The sequence below is a fragment of the Nocardia miyunensis NBRC 108239 genome, assembly GCF_001613065.1.
Classification (GTDB): domain Bacteria; phylum Actinomycetota; class Actinomycetes; order Mycobacteriales; family Mycobacteriaceae; genus Nocardia; species Nocardia miyunensis.
The window spans coordinates 35,221-53,142 of the sequence record NZ_BDBQ01000106.1 but is presented as its reverse complement, the minus strand read 5'-3'; the positions used below and the strand labels follow the sequence as shown (position 1 = coordinate 53,142).

Here is a 17,922-nt window from a genome sequence, read left to right as displayed (position 1 = left end):
GCGATCACCATCCGGCGGCCGAGCACACCGATGGTGGCGTTCACACCGACCGCGAGCACCCCGATGGCCACCGCGGGCGCGACCACGGCGTAGGGGTTGAGCAGGATGCCCGCGCTGTTCTCCCGAACCATCAGTGCCCAGTTCGTTTCCCCGATCGAGGTGGGCAATTGCAGGAATGCGGCCGTGCTGACCAGATAGGTGGCCTCGACGAACCGTAACCCCAGCTGCGTCGCGACCGTCTCGCGCAGGTTCGGCAGCACTTCTCGAAAAATCAAGTACGACAGCCGTTCTCCGCTCGCCACGGCGACCTCCACATACCCCGAGGAAGCGGTCCGCGCGGCTGCGGCCGCGAATACCCTTGCGGTGTAGGGAGTTCCGACGACCACCGCGATCACCACCAGCCCGGCCGTGCCCGATTCCGGCCACGACAGCATGACCAGCAGGATCGCCAGCACCGGCGGGGCGAGCATCAGCGCGTCGGTGGTGCGCTCGATCAGCGCGCCGATCGCGGGCCGCAACGCGGCGACCGCGCCGATCACCGAGGCGAGCCCGGTCACCAGCACAGCGATGACCGCCGCCAGCACCAGCAGTCCCCATCCCCCGAGCAGTACCCGGCTCAGGACGTCCTGGCCCAGGTGATCGGTGCCCAGCACCGCGGTCGCCGAGGGCGGCGCATACGGAATGTCCACGGGTTCGGCGGCCGGATGCGCGGCCAGGAACGGTCCGGCGACGGCCAGCACGACGACCGCGACGGCCGGTGACGCGACCGCGCCCGCGCGCGCATACCGCATCGAGACGCTCACAGCCGCCCCCGAACTGCCCACGCCCGCAACGCATCCGCCAGCAACAGCGCGAGCGTGATCACCGCGCCGGTCACCGCGACGACGGAGACGACGACCGAAGCGTCCCGGTCGGTGACCGAGCTCGCCAGCACCGATCCGATGCCGGGATAGTTGAAGATCGTCTCGACCACCAGCGCCCCGCCCAGCAGCATCCCGGCCGAGGTCACCAGCGACGCGGCGATGGTCGGTGCGGCGATCGGCAGGATGTGGTGCGTCATGATCCGCCGGGCGGGCAGGCCGTCCAGTTCGGCGGCGTGCACGTGCGGCAGGGCCGCCGCCTCCGCCAAGGCCGCGCGGGTGACGCGAATGTTCCAGCCCGACTGGGGAATTGCCAGAGCGAGCACCGGCAGCACGAGCATCGACCACTGCGCGGGCCGCCCGGCGTGATCGATCTGCGTCACCGCCGGAAACCACCCCGCACCCAGTGAGAAGACGAACACCAGCAGCGTCGCGATCACGAATTCGGGTATCGCGATCACCATCGTCGTAGTCGGCCCGAGCACGCGCGCCACCGGCCCGCGCGGGCGCATCGTCCACCAGGCGCCACCGGCCAGCGCGGCGGCGGCCGTCACCGCCAGCGCCACACCACCCAGCAGCAGGGTGCTGGGGAACTTGGTGTCCAGCAGGGCATTGATGGACGCGCCGCGCACGGTCGCGCCGAAGTCGCCGGTGAACAACCCGCCCAGCCACGACGCGAACCGGACCGGCAGCGGACGATCCAGTCCCAGGGCGTGTTCACGTGCGGCGATCTGCGCGGGTGTGGCGTCGCGGCCGAGTACCGCGGCGACACCGTTTCCCGGCAGCAGGTCTACCGCCGCCCACACGACGAACAGCACGATCAGCAACGTCGCGGCTCGCCCGCACCCCCGGGGTCGTTGCCGCAGGCCGCCGCGGCGACGACAGCACTCGCACCAACCAGACCGGCCCCCAGAAACCGCCGCCGCGACAGACTCAACCGACTCCCCCTCACCACAGAGAATATTGGACAGCATAACCTAACCCATCTGCTCGAGCGGCTGGTTGCGGTCACATCCCTACTGCGAGTCGCCAATTCGTTCCCCGCGACGCCGCCGACCGCGGCGGGCGCGCGAGAATCGCACGGCGGCGCGGGCTTACGGGGAGCGCGAGGACAGCTCGCGGAGCGGTAGCGCGATGTCAGCGCGACGGCACGGCACAGCAGCCGTTGACGGTCGGCACGATGTCCTCGGTCCGACCCTCACTCGATGGGCCGACGCGGGACCGGCCGCGCGGCCAGGTCGAACGACAAGGTCATTGCGAGACCGCGGCGACACGCAACCACCGAATATGTACAAGAGCCGAAAGTCACCGGGAACGAACCGATGTCCACGAAATCCCGATGCGCGTCGCCGCGGTCAGTTCGCCGGCAGGGCGCGGCGGCCGGTGACGGCGAGCAGGATGTCCTTGGCGGGCATGGTGATCGGCGCGCCCGAGCCGACAACGACCTCGGCGTCGGTGGCGCGCAGTTGCCGACCGGCCAGGTCGATGCCGAAGTAGGCGAAGGATTTCGGCGTCGAGCTGTTCAGTACCATGGCGATGCGCTCCGGGGGTGCCGACGGCAGGCCGAGCGGCTCGGTGATGTCCAGGCCGTGGATGACGTCGTGGCTCAGCGCGCCCGCGGCGCCGCCGCCCGGGGGACGCCACGGGTGCCGCGCGTTGTCGCGCAGCGCCGCGAGCAACTCGGCATCCGAGAGCCGGGCGGTGTCGCGGTGCGCGGCCTTGTCCGCATAACGGTCGAAGGAGAATCGGGCGGCGATCAACCCCGTCAGAAACGACAGCGGCCCGGTCCGATAGGGCATGGTCATGTGGGCGAGGACCTCCCGGATACGCCATCCCTCGCACAGCGAGGGCGTCGCCCACTGGTCGGGGATCAATCCCGCGAGCAGGTCCGCGAGACGTTCGCGTTCGGCGATCGTGTGCTCGCGTTCGGGGGTGTGGTCGTCGGTGCCGGTCATTGCCGATCCTTCCGCTCGGAGAACGTGGGTCATCACTGTTACGACCGGGACGACCGGAAATAATCGGTGTGCGATCAGATTGTCGCGGGGAGTCCGAATTCGGCGAATCTGTCCCCGCTGCCGAGGAAGGTGACCAGCTGCGCGATCGCGCCGGCGCGCGCGTGCACGGCCACCAGCGCGAAGGGACGCAGCACTCCCTGCGCATCGGGCCGGTACTGGCCCACACCGGTGACGCCGTTCATCCGGACCGGCACCATCCGGTCCCCGGCGCAGGCGTCGCTCGAGGCGAACACCGCCAGCGTGGCATCGCGGCCGGTCATCCGCCACGCGAACGGCGGCATACCCGATTCGGCGTCCGCGCACAGCACCGCGGCCAGTCCGGCGACGTCGTGATTCTCGAAGGCCGTCGTGTACCGCCGGAGCAGATCCTGGTCGGCGGCCTCCAGGTTGGGCTGCGACGCGCTCGCCCGCGCGGCGGCCAGCGTGCCGCGGGCCCGCTGCAACGCGCTGTTCGCCGCCGCGACGCTGACGCCGAGCATGTCCGCGGTCTCGGCGGCGGTGAAGGCCAGCACGTCGCGCAGGACCAGTACCGCCCGCTGCCGCGGCGGCAGATGCTGTAGCGCCGCGACGAAGGCCAGCCGCACCGATTCGCGCTGGATGGCCAGCTCGGCGGGGTCGTCGGTGTCGATCAGGCGGGCGTCGGGCATCGGATCCAGCCACCGGTCGGGCAGTACCGCCTCCGGATCGAAATCGGGCGTCGACGGCCCCTCCCAGATCAGCATGCGCCGCCGGGCCGCGCGCAGCATGTCCAGGCATACATTGGTGGCGATGGCGTGTACCCAGGTCGACAACCGGGCCCGGTTCGGATCGTACGCATCGAACCGGGTGTAGGCGCGAATCAAGGTCTCCTGCACGGCATCGTCGGTGTCGGCGGCCGTGCCGAGCAGGCGATAGCAGTACCCGGTCAGCGGAACCCGCAACGCCTCGAGTGCGCTGGAATCCATCCCCGCCTGCCCCGGCGATGAGCTCACCGGCCAATGCTAGCCCAGCCGCCCGATTCCGCTCGGCGCGGAATCACCGCGTCGATGTCGGTGTTCATTCGTAGAGTGACAGGACCGAATCGCCGAGCACACACGGACGGGAACTCATGGCCGACCAACTGACCATCATGGCGGTACACGCCCATCCGGACGACGAGGTCATCAGCACCGGCGGGGTTTTCGCGCGGTACGCCGCCGAAGGCATCCGGACGGTCCTGGTGACCTGCACCAACGGCGAACAGGGTGACGCACCCGGCGGCATCAAGCCCGGCGAACCCGGCCATGACCCGAATGCGGTACGCGCACAACGCCTTTCCGAACTCCGCGAGTCGGCGTCACTGCTGGGCATCGAGCACGTCGAACTGCTCGGCTACCGGGATTCGGGCATGGACGGCTGGGCGGGCAACCACGATCCGGAGGCCTTCCGCAACATCCCGGTCGAGCAGGCGACCGAGCGGCTCGCGGACCTCATCCGGCGGTACCGCCCCCAGGTGGTCCTCACCTACGACGAGAACGGCAACTACGGCCACCCCGACCACATCCAGGCCAACCGCATCGCGGTGGCGGCGACCACGGCGACCGGTATTCCGGACAAGCTGTACTACGCCGCGATTCCGCGCGAGAGCTCCCTCGAGATGTTCGCGGAACTGCGCGCGCGGGGCTTCGCCGATTTCGAGCCGCCGGAGGACTTCGGCACACCGATGGATCGGATCACCGCGTTCGTCGACGTGGCCCCGTACGCGCAGCGCAAGGTCAAGGCGCTCGAAGCCCACGCCAGCCAGGGCGACAGCGTGCCGTTCCTGCGCATGCCGTCGGATCTACAGCAGATGATCTTCGCCACCGAGAGCTTCACCCGCCACTTCAACCGCGTCCCCACCGCGCCCGACCAGGAAACCGACCTCTTCGCCGGGCTCCGCTGACCGCCGCATCGGCGACGCCGGACGGACGCGATGTCCGAATGAATCCGGATGCCGACCACGATCGGCATCCGGATTCACACGCTCACTCGGAGTCCCGGTTCAGCGCCGGGAACAGTTTCCGGGTATGCCGGGTGGTGAGGGTGCGCCACGTGGGCTCGCCCGGTCTGTCGGCGGCATCGATACCGGCGATCTGCGCGGCCACGGCGGCCTGCGGCGTCCAGCAATAGTCGCTCCCGTAGACCAGACGGTCGAGACCGAACGCGGCCTCCAGCGCCGGAATCTGGTGCGGGAAAGGCGTTCCCGCCATGTCGAACCACAGACCGCGCAGCTGTTCCGAGGTCGTCCGCTCCTGCTGATTCCCGGCGAACGCGGTCCGGAACAGGTGGATGCGATCGGCGAGCAACGGCAGCACGCCACCGCCGTGGGTGAAGATCCACCGGATCCCGGGATACCGCTCGAAGACTCCGGCGAAGAGCAGATCCGTCGCCGACCGCGCGGTGTCGAACAGGAACTCCAGCATCGGACGCGGCAACCCGACCGAAATCGCCTCGGCATGCGGCGGCGAGGTGGGATGCACGAACACCGCGGCGCCGCGGCGGTCGAGTTCGGCCCAGACCGGGACGTAGTGGTCGTCGCCGAGATAGCGGCCGTGCGCGTTGGTCTCGATCGCCACCCCGTCGCTGCCGAGAACATCGAGCGCATAAGCGATTTCGGTCAGCGAGCCGTCGATGTCGGGCAGCGGCAGACTCGCGAGGTGGCCGAACCGTCCGGGATGCGCACGCACCACCTCGATCGCGAATTCATTGACCTCCCTGGCCAACTCGCGCGCGGCGGTGTCGTCACCGAAGTGCACGCCGGGCGAGGACACCGACAGCATCGAAGTCGCGATGCCGGATTCGTCCATCAGCGCCAGATGCGCCTCGGGACTCCATTCCGGCCAGCCCGGCATGCCATCGGGACGGTCGTGTCCGGCGGCGCGCGCGGCCGCGACGTAGCGCTCGGTGACGAAGTGGGCGTGGACGTCGATCAGCGCGGTGGTCACCGGGTGACGATACCGCCGCTTGTAATCATTGATAGACGGCTCGCGGACGATCCGGCCCGAATCACGTACGCGTGGTAGGACTTCCGAGTGAAGGTAGAGTCCCCTGCAGCTGCCCGGGATCGGAGTTGGGATCCGACACAATCCGACTCGAGCGAATGCCGAATCGATCACAGACATCCGGCGTCGATTCGTGAAAACCGTTGCCGGGGACCGATACTCGTTGAGGTTCGCCCGAACCGGGTATTTCGATGCGAGGATTCGTTGTGAAAGCGTTACTGGCAGTTGCGTTCACCGCGGCGCTGGTCGGTTGCACCTCCGTGGGAGCCGGGGCGGCCCATGCCGATCCGGGTGCGCCGACAAACCCGAGCACGCAACCGATGCCCGGCACCGCGGGGCCCACCCCGCTGCAGCAGTGGATCGACAACACCGTTCCGGCCCTGCCGTACACCGGTGACGACCAACTCACGGCCCTGTGGCGCGGCGAGCTGTCCCCGCCCACCGGAGACCCGATGTTCGACGCCTGGCCCAGCGATCTCGCCGCCGCGCACCCCGGCCAGATCCTCGAGGCACGGGACGTGACGGCGACCGCGGCCCCGCTCGTGGCGGTACCCATCCAGCGCGCGGTCCTGCTGAAGTTCCGTAGCACCTCGGCGACCGGCACACCGTCGTTCGGGACCGCGACGCTGATCGTCCCGGCCGCCAAGTGGACCGGACCGGGGACCCGGCCGGTTCAGGTCAACGCACTGCCGATCAACTCGCTCGGTGCGCACTGCACCACGAGTTACACGATGGCGCACGGCGTATTCGACAAGCCGAACACCGATCTGGCGGTATTCCTGCCGACGGTGTGGTCGGCTCTCGGACAGGGCTATGCGGTCGTCCTGCCCGATCACGAGGGTCCGCGGATGGCGTACGCCGAGCCGAATATCGCCGGACATGTGATGCTCGATTCTATTCGCGCCGTGCGCAACAGCACGCCGAGCGAATTCACCGACAGCCGTTTCACCGTCAACGGGTATTCGGGTGGCGCGATCGCCGCTTACGCCGCGGCCATGCTGATGAACGAGTACGCGCCCGACCTGAAGGACATTCTCGTCGGAGCCGCCGCGGGCGGTTTGGTCACCGACTACCGGGACGTGGCCCACCGATTCAACGGCAATATCGAATCCGGAATTCTGCTGTCGGTGGCGATGGCGATGACACGTGAACACCCCGAGATGTTGCAGTACATGAATCATCTCGGCGAGTGGGTGTCGACCTCGCCCATCAAGGACATCTGCGGCGACGCCGACGGACCGCTCGGCGTGGCCGGTTTCCCGGTCGATATCGCCGCGAACATCGGTAATCCGCTGGACAGCCCGATCGCCGACGAGATGTTCGGTCAACTGGATCTGACCAACCGTAAATCGGGTGTCCCGCTGTACATCTACCACGGCGGGCTCGACTGGTGGCTCCCGATCGAGGATGCCGAGAAGATGTACCGGGAACAATGCGGCAAGGGCGTGCCGGCGGTTTTCCGCAATGTGCCCGGCGAACACATCATCGGCTTCCTCACCGGATATCCCGAGATGAACGATTGGCTCAGCGCACGCCTGCACGGTGTACCGGCTCCCAGTGAATGCCCGGCGCACTGACGCGAATTATTGTGTCAGACACGATGATTGTCACTCCTGCCCGCCTGGGCTTCGGAGAGGAATGAGTACCGGCAAATACAGATGTACAAGGGTGTGCAGCGATCCGGCGCTCGGAACGAGGATGCTGATTTGAAAACCCTGATACTGAGTGTAGTTACTTTGATTGTCAGCTGTACGTTGTCTACGGCACAAACCGCGCACGCGGACGACGGATCATCCGGTAATCCCCCATTCTCGGTGACGCCCAACGCCGCCCCGTCCCCATTGCAGAAATGGATCGACGGCAACGTTCCACAGCCCGCGCTTCCCGCACCGGCGCAACAGAATGCGAACGGTGCGGAATCGGCATTGTGGAAGTCGATACTGCCCACCCCCACCGGGGATCCGACGTTCGACAGCTGGCCCGCCGGCCTCGCCGCCCTGCGTCCGGGCCAGTCGATCTCGACGCGGGACATCACCTCGACAGCGGCCACGCTGTTCAACGCCCCGATCGCGCGTGCGTCGCTGCTGAAGTTCCGCACCACCTCCTCGAGCGGCGCGCCCTCGTTCGGCACGGCGACATTTCTCGTACCCACCGCCGAGTGGACCGGCCCCGGCCCCCGGCCGGTGAACGTGGACACCATGCCGATCAACGCTCTCGGATTGCGCTGCACTCCCGGTTATACGATCGCGCACGGAGTCCGCGACAACAGCGACATCAACGTGTTCCTCCCGGCGGTCGCGACGGCGTTGAACAAGGGGCAGGCGGTTCTCATCCCCGATCACGAGGGGCCGTACATGACGTACGCGGAACCGGCCGTCGCCGGGCATCTGACCCTGGATTCGATTCGGGCCGTACGGTCGCTGTTCCCGACCGAATTCCACGACAGCCGGTACGCGGTGACCGGCTACTCCGGCGGGGCGATCGCCGCGTACGCGACGGCGATGCTCCAGCACGAATACGCGCCGGAGCTGGCCGATTCGCTGGTCGGTGCGGCCTTCGGCGGCCTGGTGACCGACTACGGCGCGGTGGCGCACGTGTTCAACGGCCACAGCGCATCGGGCATCCTGCTGTCGGTGACGCTGGCGATGGCCCGCGAACACACCGAGATGTTGCAGTACATGAACCACCTCGCTCAGTGGGCGGCGATCTCGCCGTTGAAGGACATCTGCGGTGAAGCCGACGGTCCGCTCGGCGCGGTGGGTATCCCGATCGATGTCGCCGCGAACATCGATCATCCGCTCGAGAGCGCCATCGCCACCCGGATCGAGCGCCTCACGAACCTGACCGACCGCAAATCCACCGCGCCGCTGTACATCTACCACGGCGACAACGACTTCTGGATCCCGATCGCAGGACCACGCCAGGTGTACCGCCGCCAGTGCGAACTCGGCGTGAGCGTCGAATTCCGCACTGTCCCTGGCGATCACGTATCCGCGATGCTCAAGGGCGCGGGCGGCGCCGCCGACTGGATCGATGCCAGGCTCCGCGATGAGCCCGCACCGAACGAATGTCCCGCCATGCGTTAGATCGACCGGAGAACATCGAGCAGGGGCTCGGCCGAGCCCCTGCTCGTATCCATTCCCAGGGAAAACGCCCGGAGCACAAGACGGTTCGTAGTCCCGCGCGCTTCCGGAGGCGGCAGCGTCCACCGCACCAGGTCGCGACGACGTCATCGACGTTCCATTCCAGATCGGCCAGCGTGCGAGGGCTCCGGGCGTACGTCGCGGACGGCTCGCCATATCTCGTTGCCCGCCTCGACCGGACCGTGCACTTCGTAGCCGAGCTCACCCGGAGATGCCGGTACGCAGCACGTCCACGGTCGTGCCGGCCATATCGATCCGCATACTGCCGTAGCGGCCGAAGTCATCGTCCGGCAACCGCCACCGAACCGGCCCGGAACACGGGCGGCTCCCGAGCCCGACGGTGGCGAAACTCAGTGTCGGAGAGCCTGATCCAGGGCCATCAGGACCTCGCGGAACGTCACGGCCTGTTCGAGGAGTTCCTCGGGCGCCACCTCGCGCAGCCGCCGGACCCAGAGCGCCCGGACGCTCGCCGTACTGTCGACAGCGACGTCCGTGGCCGTCAGTCGCACGTAGCGCGCGTCCTCGGCGCTCTGCTCCTTGGTGATGAAATCGCGAGATTCCAGAACCCGAACCGCGGCACTGACATTGCTGCGCCGCAGACCCGTGGCCGTGGCGATCTGGGTGGGAGTGGTACCGGGGCTCCGCAGGATTTCACGCAGCACTTCCACCTCGGTACCGGTGAGCGGAACGATCTCGCGCATATCCTCGCCCCGCAGGGCGAGTTTGCGCGCGAGGTTGTTGATCGCGTCCATGACGTCGGCCAGCCGTTCGTCGAACTCGACGCGCCCGGGAACCTCTTCTGCTTCTTCGCTCACTCTTGACATGCTATCCACTCTAGTACGTATGCTTTCGTACACATACACACTATGGGAGTGGTAGGGAGCACAGCGTGGTCACGCCAAGCGTTCAGGACGGCATCGCACAGACCGGATCCGCCGTCAATCTGCTCTGGAAGCCGGGCACCGAGCCATGGGCGGTGCCGGTGGTGGCGCCCGAATACGCGGGCTGGGCAGCCGAACAGGAGGCGTGGCGCTCGGGCGTGGCGCTGTTCGATCTCTCGTACCACATGTTCGACACGCGCGTCGATGGGCCGGACGCGACTCGCCTGCTGCGCGGGGTCAGTGCCAACAACTACGGGAAGTTCGCGATCGACCAGGCCAAGCAGTTCATCCCGGTCGCCCAGGACGGCAACATCATCGTCGACGGAATCCTGTTGCGGGAGAATGAGAACACCTACACCCTCAGCGGCGTCCCGGCCGCGCAGAGCTGGGTGAAGTACTGGGGTGAGAAGGGCGGGTACGACGTCGAATTCGACACCGATCCCGACTCGTCGGTGCGCACCGACCGCGACCCGAAGCTGTTCCGCTATCAGGTCCAGGGGCCGCACGCGATGGAGGTCATCGAGCGGGCGTTCGGCGGGCCGCTGCCCGAGGTGAAGTTCTTCCACTCGCAGCCGGTCGCGTTGGCGGGCAAACAGATTCGCGCGCTCCGGCACGGCATGGCAGGGCAGGCCGGATACGAGTTCATCGGCCGGTACGAGGACCACGAAGTCGTCAGGGACGCGCTGTTGGCGGCCGGAACCGATTCGGGGATCGTCCGGGTAGGTGGTCTGGCCTACTTCACCAACGGCATCGAAAGCGGCTGGATCCCCACGCCGACCCCCGCGATCTATACCGATCCGGCCCTCGAGGACTACCGCAGATCGCTGAGCCTGTTCTCCTACGAGGGCCAGAAGCCGCTGCACGGAAGCTATTTCTCGGAGAACATCGAGGACTACTACTGCTCGCCCTGGGAACTCGGGTACGGCCGGTCGATCTCGTTCAACCACGACTTCATCGGTCGCGACGCCCTGCTCGAAGCCAAGCAGAACGTGCACCGCTCGCGGGTCACGCTGGTGTTCAACCCCGACGACGTCGACAACGTGTTCGGCGCGGACAGCGGGTTCCAGCTCAGCTACGGCCGCTACCGCGTCGAGAATGCGAGCGGCCTGGCGGGAATCACCTTCTGGACCGCGACCATCGGGCCGGTCGGCACCATCTTGTCGCTGGCCTTGGTCGAAGACGAGTTCACCGCGCCCGGAACCGAGGTCGAAGTCGTCTGGGGCGACCACCCGGGAGCGGGCACCGCACCCGATGCGGATCTCGGGTTCCCCCGCATCCGCGCCACCGTCCAGCCGTCCCCGTACAACGAATTCACCCGCACCCGATACCGCTCGAACTCCGCAGTCGAGGGATAGGGCATCGTCAAAGTCACCCCGGGCTCGTTCAGCGACGGCGGAATACGACCACCGTAATCGCCGCGATCTCGGCAAACAGTTCGAATATCTTGCCGCGGAACAGGATCCACGTCTCTCGATGCCGGTCATCGAGGAGAGGATCGCGACGAGGTCGAATTGATCTCCATCTCATCGAATCAGACTGCCTGCTTCGACCTCGTTTCAGCGAGGCGGGGCAGTCGAGCAATTCCGGAAACCGAAAAAGAGTGGATTACATCAATGGCGCTCAACCCACCGAACCGGTCGACCACCGCATTACCCACCACACCGAGCAGGAGCGGGATCACCATCGCTCTGGCATGTCTCGGTGCGTTCGTCTCCTATCTTCCGCTCGTCGGCGTTTCGGCGGCCCTGCCGATCCTGGGAGCCGGACTGCACGCCTCCACCAGCCAATTGCAATGGATCACAGACACATTCATCCTGCCGACCGCGGTGCTGGTGCTGACCTTCGGAACGCTCGGTGAGCGATACGGCCGCAAGAGGATCTATCTGACCGCGATGACGCTGTCCTGCGTCGGCTGGGTGGTCTGTCTCACCGCCGACAGCGTGCCGCAGTTGTACGTGGGCCTCGTGCTCGCGGGTATGGGCACCGCCGCGATGATGCCCACAACCTTGGCTCTGGTCAGCCACGCTCGCGAGGATCATCGCGGGCGGGCCACCGCGATCGCGCTGTGGACCGGCTCGCTCGGACTGGGCCTGACCCTCGGTCCGGTGTTCAGCGGGCTGATCGCCGAACATGCCCAATGGCGCTGGATCTTCCTGCCCGAACTCGTTTTGTGCGCGCTGACCTTGGCCGCCGCGGCCATGGCCCTGACGGAGGTCCGCACCGAGCGAACCCGCCACCTCGACGTGCCCGGCCAACTGCTCGCCATCATCGGGCTCACGGGCGTGGTCTTCGGCGTGATCCAGGGCGGTGCCGCCGGATGGGGCACGCCCGCCACGATCATCGCCTTCGTTGTCGCCGTCCTGGCGCTGCCCGCGTTCGTCGTGGTGGAGTTGCGCTCTCCCAACCCGATGTTCGACGTCCGGCTGTTCGCCTCGGCCGCGTTCTCCGGAACCGCGCTGGTCATGACGATCACGCTGTTCGCCCAGGTCGGGCTCGTATTCACACTCAGCGAATACTTCGGCCTGGTACGCCACGCCTCGACGCTCTACATCGGCGTCCTGCTCATCGCGCTCAACGGCTTCGCGGTTGTCCTGGGCCCGATACTGGGCCGGATGATGTACCGGCTGACCCCGGGCCTGGTCCTGGTCGCCGGTCTCGGGATCGGCGGGGTCGCGGCGCTGTGCATGAGCTTCATCGCCCCCGACACCGGCACCGGTACCGCAGTGCTCTTCATCGCGCTGTTCGGCCTCGGCATCGCGCTGGCGCTGGCGCCGATCACCACGATCGCGGTCAACAGCGTGCCGCCGCGGCTGGCCGGTACGGCCGGTTCGGCGAACAGCGCACTGCGGCAGATGGGCAGTGCGCTGGGTCCGGCCGTGTTCGGGGTGGTCCTGACCAATCGGCTCCTGGCCACCTTGCCCGGCCACCTGGCCGGCTCCGCTCTGGAGCCCCGCGATCGGGGCATGGTCGCCGGGATCGTGTCGAAGGCCGGTATCCAGGCCGGAGCGTTCATGCATCTCGACAGCGGGCGCGGCACCGCGCTCGCGCATGCCGCCTACGCACTGAGTTTCAGCGACGCCCTGCACATCTGTGCTCTGATCGCCGGAATCGGGATGCTGCTGGCCGGGGCCATAGCCCTAGTGCTGATCGGTGTGCGCCGAACGCGAATGTAGGGCATTCGAACGGTGCTGCCCCGCAGCGGATCTCGCTATCGGTCGACCGGCCAGGCCGAGACCACCGGCAGATTTCGCCGCCGACCAGGCCGAACAGCTCGTCACCGTGAATGAGAACGGCCTGCTGGTCGGCGATGGAATCCTGCTGCGGCGGGGCGAACAGGACTACGTCGTCACCGGATTGCTCGCGCGACCCGAGCCACATCCCGCCGTTCTTCCGACCACGCGGATCATGCGGCGGTTGAGGAAGCGCTCGTGGCGGCCGGGGAGCAGTTCGGCCTCGAGCTCGTCGGCTCGCAGGCCTACCCGACGGCCCAGGCCGAGGGCGGATGGATCCCCGCGCCGGTCCCGGCGATCTACGACGCGACCCCGGATCAGATCGCCTATCGCTCGTGGCTGCCCCGCACACGCCGGACGGCATGCAGCCGTTGCATGGCAGCTTCTACTCACCCGACATCGCCGACTACTACGTCACCCCGGACGAACTCGGCTACGGACCATCGATCTCCTTCGACCGCGACTTCCTCGGTCGTGACGCGCTGCGTGCGCTGCGGGACGCCGACCGACGCCACAAGGTGACGCTGGTGCTGAACGCCGACGACGTACAGCGGGTCCTGGGCGCGGACCATGGGATCGTGAATACCCTTGCGCACCAACGTGTCGAGCGCGGCGGCGAATCGGTGGGCGTCGCCTTCAACGACCCCTACGGAACGATGCTGAGCCTGGCCCTGCTGTCCGAGCAGGCGGCTGTGCCCGGCACCGAAGTGACCGTCGTCTGGGGCGATCACCCGGGCGGCGAGGTCGCCCCCGACGCCGACCTCGGACTCCCGGTCATCCGTGCGGCCGTGCAGCCGTGCCCCTTACAACGAGCCCGTGCCGGATACCGGCGGAACTGACGTCCAGAGGAACGATACGGGGTGGCACCGCTGGAGCAGTGCCACCCCGTTCGCTTCCGGTGCCCGGTTCGCTGGACCGTGCCGGAATCATCGCGCGGCCCGGCGTACCGTGCGGCATACCGGAAGTGTCAGCCGCGGGGGGCCGCGGCGCGCTGTGCCTGCATCCGGTTGTACTTGTCCACGGTGACGGCCACGCCCACCGGGATGCCGACCGCTCCGGCGCCCAGCATGCCGCCGACCGCCGCGCCCATCGCCGCGCCGCCCATGCAGCCGCCGATCATGCCGGGGACGGTCAGCGCGGTGGCGGACATGACGGTGACCATGCTGCCCAGGGTGATCGCGCCGATGGGACAGCCGACGGCCGCACCGGCGAATCCGCCTGCCATACCACCGATTCCGGCCGCGAGGCCGGTGTACGCGCCCGCCTGCTGCCAGGCGGTGTGCACGTCACCGAGAACGTTGCCGCTCGCCGCGGGCGCGGTGGGCGCGGCCGCCGGAATGGCGGCGGGCGTGGCCGGATCACCGGCGACGGTCTGCAACGGAGTGCCGAAAACCTGTTGCCGCGCGGCATTTTGGACCGAGACCTGTCCGCCGTGCATGGTGACGGTTCCGGCCGGGGTGGTCAGCATCGACGAATTGTCCGATGTCGCACCGGTGAATTGAATGCCGGGCGCGACCTGAACGCCTACCTTGCCGGGATCGGTGGGGGTCGTATCCGCGTGCGCGGAACCTGCGCCGAACGCGACGGCCACGGCTGTCAATGCGGTGACCGTGGTTCCCGCGGTGGTGTATTTCATGGTGATACTCACTTCATCGTGATGGAGGTCCGGCGATCGGCCGGGAGCTACTGCGCGGCGGGCAGCGGGGCGGAGACGAATCCCTTGGCGTGCAACTGGTTGTACTGGTCGGTGGCCGTGCCGACCAACGGCGGAATGCCGGTGAGCGCGCCGCCCACCAGGGTGCCCAGACCGCCGCCGGTGACGCCGCCGAGAATGCAGCCGCCGACGACGCCGACCGGGGTGAGTGTCCCCGCCGAGACCAGGACGGTCAGCGTGCCGCCGGTGATCGCCCCGATGGGGCAGCCCAGCGCGGCCCCGATCGTGCCGCCGAAGAGCTTGCCGTCGTTGGCGCCGTTGTTGAACGCGTTGCTCACCGCGCCGACCGCGGCATCGATGGCGGCGCTGCGGTCGAGATCACTTGTGGGAGAGGGCGAATCGGAAGCATCGACCACTGCGGGCGATGCGGCCGGAGCGGGTGCGGCAGAGGCGGCGCCCGCGGTGGCGGCCGTCGTGGCCATTGCCAGCACGGCCAGTGCCGCGCCTCGGGGAATATTGTTCATGATTTCTCATTTCGATTTTTCTCACCTTCCCGGCCCTGTCCGGCCGGAAAACTGCGCAGCTCACCCACCGAGTTGTTCGGCGAGCACGCCGAATTCGTCGGGAATGGTTTCCGCTATGCCGAGACCGAAAGTCTCCGCACGCCGGGCGGAGCGTCTGCGTCTCGCCCCTCGGTATGAACTTGGTTGAAAGTTCCTTCCCTACAACGCTTTCGGTGGTCGCTCCCCGATCGCCGATCCGACCGGACGGACCGGTGGATCCGCCGCGCCCTCATGCGGGCGCGGCAGATTCCCCGGCACTGATGAAGCGCGCGGCCAAGGTTTCCGAACCGCGTGCCAGGAGGGCGACGTCGGCCCCGACGAGCACGAAGGCGGCGCCCGCGGTCAAGTACCCGTCGGCGACGGCATGGTCGAATGCGTTGACGCCCACGGGAATTCCCGCATCCGCGACCGCTTCGAACGCGCGCAGCACGGCGGCGACGACATCCGGGTGCGTCTGCTGCCCGAGCAGGCCCATCGATGCGGCCAGATCCGAGGGCCCGACGAATACGCCGTCGATACCGTCGACCGCCGCGATCTGTCCGGCGACCTCGACCGCGTCGATCGTCTCGACCTGAACGAACAGCGACACATGGGAGTCGGCGTCGGTCAGATATCCCTCGACACGGTTCCAGCGCGCCGAGCGCGCGAGCGCCGAGCCGACTCCGCGCCGGCCGCGCGGTGGATAGCGTGCCGCCTCCACGACCCGGTGGGCCTGTTCCGCGCAGGACACCATGGGGACCAGCAGGTTTCGCGCGCCGAGATCGAGCACCTGTTTGATGACCACGGGATCGTCGCAGGCCAGCCGGACCACCGGCGAGATCGGATACGCGGCGATCGACTGTAGTTGCGCGAGAACCGATTCCAGGCCGTTGGGGCCATGTTCCATATCGATCAGCAGCCAGTCCAGACCGCTGCCCGCGCAGATCTCGGCGATCAGCGGGCTGCCCGAACACACCCACATCCCGGCCAAGGGACGCGAGCGGGCGGCGAGGACATCGCGGAAGGTGGAGGTCAGCGGAAGCGGCACGAGATGGTTCCCATCGGTCCGTAGTCGCACAGCACGCTGTCGCCGCGCTGGATCCACACCGGGCGGGTGAACGATCCGGCGAGGATGATCTCGCCCGCGCCGATATGTGCGTCGTGTTGGTGAAGTTTGTTCGCCAGCCACGCGACCCCGGTCGCGGGATGGTTCAGCACCCCGGCCGCCACGCCGGTCTCCTCGATGGCCTCGTTGCGGTAGAGCAGCGCGGACACCCATCGCAGGTCGACATCGGCCGGGGCGGTCGGGTTGCCGCCCAGCACCAGACCGCCGTAGGCGGCGTTGTCGGCGATGGTGTCGACGATCGTGCGGCCCTCGAGTTCGATGTGCGAGTTGAGGATTTCCAGTGCGGGAGTGACGAATTCGGTGGCCCGCAGTACGTCGAACACGGTGCAGTGCGGTCCGCGCAACGGCTGGGCCAGGACGAAGGCCAGTTCGACCTCGATGCGGACGTTGGAGAAGTCGTCGAAGGGCACGACCGCGCCGTTCTCCCACACCGTGTCGTCGAAGATCACGCCGTAGTCGGGTTCGGTGATTCCGGTGGCGGCCTGCATCGCGCGCGAGGTCAGGCCGATCTTGCGGCCGACCAGACGTCGCCCGTCGGCGATATTGCGATCCCGCCACCTCCCTTGGATCGCGTAGGAGTCCTCGACGGCGGCGTGCGGGTAGCGGGCGGTGATGCGTGGGATCAGCCCGCGGCTGCGGCCGGCCTCGGCCAGTTCGTCGGCGATGGCGGTGATCGTCTCGGGAGGCAGCATCAGTGCTCCTTCTGCGCGGCGCGCCACTGCTCGTATTTCTCGCGCCACCGCGCGTTCATCGGGAACAGCCCTTCGACGCGATGTCCCGCGGCTACCTGCGTGGCGATCCACGCGTCCTCGTCCTCCTGCTCGAGGGCGGCGTCCACGACGTCCTCGGCCAGGGCCCGTGGCAGCACGATCACACCGTCGGCATCGCCCACGATGATGTCGCCGGGCTGGATCGTCGTCCCGCCGCAGGCGATCGTGAGATCGGTGTCCCACGGCACGTGCACGCGGCCGAGCACCGCGGGGTGCGCACCGGCGGTGTAGACCGGAATGCCAACCGCCGCAACTGCTTCCACATCGCGCACGCCGCCGTCGGTGACTATTCCGGCCGCACCCGCGACTCGCGCGCGCAATGCCAGCACATCCCCCAACGTGCCCGACCCGGTTTCGCCCCGCGCCTCGATGACGATGATCTCCCCCGGACCGACCGAGTCGAACAGCCGCTTCTGCGCGTTGTATCCGCCCCCGTGCCCGGCGAACAGGTCCTCCCGGTTGGGCACGAACCGCAGCGTTCTCGCCGTGCCCACCATCTTCACGCCGGGCGTCAGGGGCCGCACGCCCTCGATCGTCACATTGTTCAGCCCGCGCTTGCGCAACTGCGCCGAAAGACCCGCAACGGTCGCACTCATCAGCTTGTCCCGCAACGCATTCGGCAATGCCGAGGGATTCACCGCATCAGCCGCCTCGATCGTCATCGGATTTCCGCCTCGGATACCCCGTCGTTCACTGCGGCGA

Annotated in this window: 16 protein-coding genes and 1 pseudogene; 6 read left to right on the top strand and 11 right to left on the bottom strand. The window is 67.8% G+C overall.

Annotation, left to right across the window (positions count from 1 at the left end):
- The 4 genes from NM2_RS39965 to NM2_RS39950 all read right to left on the bottom strand — a co-directional run.
- Nucleotides 1-803: ABC transporter permease (locus NM2_RS39965; protein WP_245718456.1), on the bottom strand; the 803-nt coding region annotated here is incomplete at its 3' end.
- Nucleotides 800-1,726 carry an ABC transporter permease gene (locus tag NM2_RS39960; protein ID WP_067680908.1) on the bottom strand — a complete coding sequence of 309 codons (927 nt, stop codon included), beginning with the start codon at nucleotides 1,724-1,726 and terminating at the stop codon, nucleotides 800-802. The genes NM2_RS39965 and NM2_RS39960, both read right to left, overlap by 4 nt.
- A 489-nt stretch (nucleotides 1,727-2,215) precedes the next feature.
- Nucleotides 2,216-2,815, bottom strand: a complete 600-nt coding sequence (locus tag NM2_RS39955) for a maleylpyruvate isomerase family mycothiol-dependent enzyme (protein ID WP_067680878.1) — start codon at nucleotides 2,813-2,815, stop codon at nucleotides 2,216-2,218.
- Nucleotides 2,816-2,889: 74 nt separating this feature from the next.
- Nucleotides 2,890-3,846: an RNA polymerase subunit sigma-70 gene (locus NM2_RS39950; RefSeq protein WP_245718454.1), complete on the bottom strand. Its 957-nt coding sequence runs from the start codon at nucleotides 3,844-3,846 to the stop codon at nucleotides 2,890-2,892.
- A gap of 116 nt (nucleotides 3,847-3,962) precedes the next feature.
- On the opposite strand from NM2_RS39950, the gene NM2_RS39945 reads away from it, so the two are divergent.
- Entirely contained in the window at nucleotides 3,963-4,775 is an 813-nt protein-coding gene (locus NM2_RS39945; RefSeq protein ID WP_067680874.1) for a PIG-L family deacetylase, read from the top strand.
- An 82-nt stretch (nucleotides 4,776-4,857) separates the two neighbouring features.
- Here the strand turns inward: NM2_RS39945 and NM2_RS39940 are convergent, their stop codons facing one another.
- Nucleotides 4,858-5,817, bottom strand: a complete 960-nt coding sequence (locus NM2_RS39940; RefSeq protein ID WP_067680869.1) for an amidohydrolase family protein — start codon at nucleotides 5,815-5,817, stop codon at nucleotides 4,858-4,860.
- A gap of 263 nt (nucleotides 5,818-6,080) precedes the next feature.
- Between NM2_RS39940 and NM2_RS39935 the strand changes: the two genes are divergently transcribed.
- Together NM2_RS39935 and NM2_RS39930 are read left to right on the top strand one after the other, a co-directional pair.
- Nucleotides 6,081-7,451, top strand: coding sequence for a lipase family protein (locus NM2_RS39935; RefSeq protein ID WP_245718453.1), 1,371 nt, complete (start codon nucleotides 6,081-6,083; stop codon nucleotides 7,449-7,451).
- Nucleotides 7,452-7,628: 177 nt separating this feature from the next.
- Nucleotides 7,629-8,960, top strand: a complete 1,332-nt coding sequence (locus tag NM2_RS39930; protein WP_245718452.1) for a lipase family protein — start codon at nucleotides 7,629-7,631, stop codon at nucleotides 8,958-8,960.
- A 407-nt stretch (nucleotides 8,961-9,367) separates the two neighbouring features.
- Here NM2_RS39930 and NM2_RS39925 read toward each other — a convergent pair whose 3' ends face one another.
- Entirely contained in the window at nucleotides 9,368-9,832 is a 465-nt protein-coding gene (locus NM2_RS39925) for a MarR family winged helix-turn-helix transcriptional regulator (RefSeq protein WP_067680857.1), read from the bottom strand.
- Between the two features lie 74 nt (nucleotides 9,833-9,906).
- Between NM2_RS39925 and NM2_RS39920 the strand changes: the two genes are divergently transcribed.
- The 3 genes from NM2_RS39920 to NM2_RS39910 all read left to right on the top strand — a co-directional run bounded on the left by NM2_RS39920 (nucleotide 9,907) and on the right by NM2_RS39910 (nucleotide 13,967).
- Nucleotides 9,907-11,253, top strand: coding sequence for an aminomethyltransferase family protein (locus NM2_RS39920; RefSeq protein WP_067680854.1), 1,347 nt, complete (start codon nucleotides 9,907-9,909; stop codon nucleotides 11,251-11,253).
- A gap of 258 nt (nucleotides 11,254-11,511) precedes the next feature.
- The gene (locus NM2_RS39915) at nucleotides 11,512-13,071 is read left to right on the top strand and encodes an MFS transporter (RefSeq protein WP_067680851.1); all 1,560 of its coding nucleotides are present in this window, start codon (nucleotides 11,512-11,514) and stop codon (nucleotides 13,069-13,071) included.
- Nucleotides 13,072-13,463: 392 nt separating this feature from the next.
- Entirely contained in the window at nucleotides 13,464-13,967 is a 504-nt protein-coding gene (locus tag NM2_RS39910; protein ID WP_169816324.1) for a hypothetical protein, read from the top strand.
- Nucleotides 13,968-14,095: 128 nt separating this feature from the next.
- Here the strand turns inward: NM2_RS39910 and NM2_RS49790 are convergent, their stop codons facing one another.
- The 5 genes and pseudogenes from NM2_RS49790 to NM2_RS39885 all read right to left on the bottom strand — a co-directional run.
- Nucleotides 14,096-14,776, bottom strand: coding sequence for a hypothetical protein (locus NM2_RS49790; protein WP_067680846.1), 681 nt, complete (start codon nucleotides 14,774-14,776; stop codon nucleotides 14,096-14,098).
- A 35-nt stretch (nucleotides 14,777-14,811) separates the two neighbouring features.
- A complete protein-coding gene (locus NM2_RS39900; protein WP_067680845.1) occupies nucleotides 14,812-15,306 on the bottom strand; it encodes a hypothetical protein in 495 nt (164 codons plus the stop codon).
- A gap of 268 nt (nucleotides 15,307-15,574) precedes the next feature.
- Entirely contained in the window at nucleotides 15,575-16,372 is a 798-nt protein-coding gene (locus tag NM2_RS39895) for an HpcH/HpaI aldolase family protein (protein ID WP_067680838.1), read from the bottom strand.
- Nucleotides 16,357-17,142 (bottom strand): 2-oxo-hept-4-ene-1,7-dioate hydratase, encoded by a 786-nt coding sequence (gene hpaH, locus NM2_RS39890; protein WP_067680836.1) that lies wholly within the window; start codon nucleotides 17,140-17,142, stop codon nucleotides 16,357-16,359. The genes NM2_RS39895 and hpaH overlap by 16 nt, the downstream gene beginning before the upstream one ends.
- Nucleotides 17,142-17,846, bottom strand: a pseudogene (locus tag NM2_RS39885) (RraA family protein); the annotation flags it as partial. The pseudogene NM2_RS39885 and the gene hpaH, both read right to left, overlap by 1 nt.
- Between the last annotated feature and the right edge of the window lie 76 nt (nucleotides 17,847-17,922).

Bases quoted from the DNA above. Each gene is read 5' to 3' on its own strand.
- NM2_RS39955 (WP_067680878.1), bottom strand. From the start codon at position 2,815: ATGACCGGCACCGACGACCACACCCCCGAACGCGAGCACACGATCGCC.
- NM2_RS39945 (WP_067680874.1), top strand. From the start codon at position 3,963: ATGGCCGACCAACTGACCATCATGGCGGTACACGCCCATCCGGACGAC.
- NM2_RS39915 (WP_067680851.1), top strand. From the start codon at position 11,512: ATGGCGCTCAACCCACCGAACCGGTCGACCACCGCATTACCCACCACA.
- NM2_RS39900 (WP_067680845.1), bottom strand. From the start codon at position 15,306: ATGAACAATATTCCCCGAGGCGCGGCACTGGCCGTGCTGGCAATGGCC.
- hpaH (WP_067680836.1), bottom strand. From the start codon at position 17,142: ATGCTGCCTCCCGAGACGATCACCGCCATCGCCGACGAACTGGCCGAG.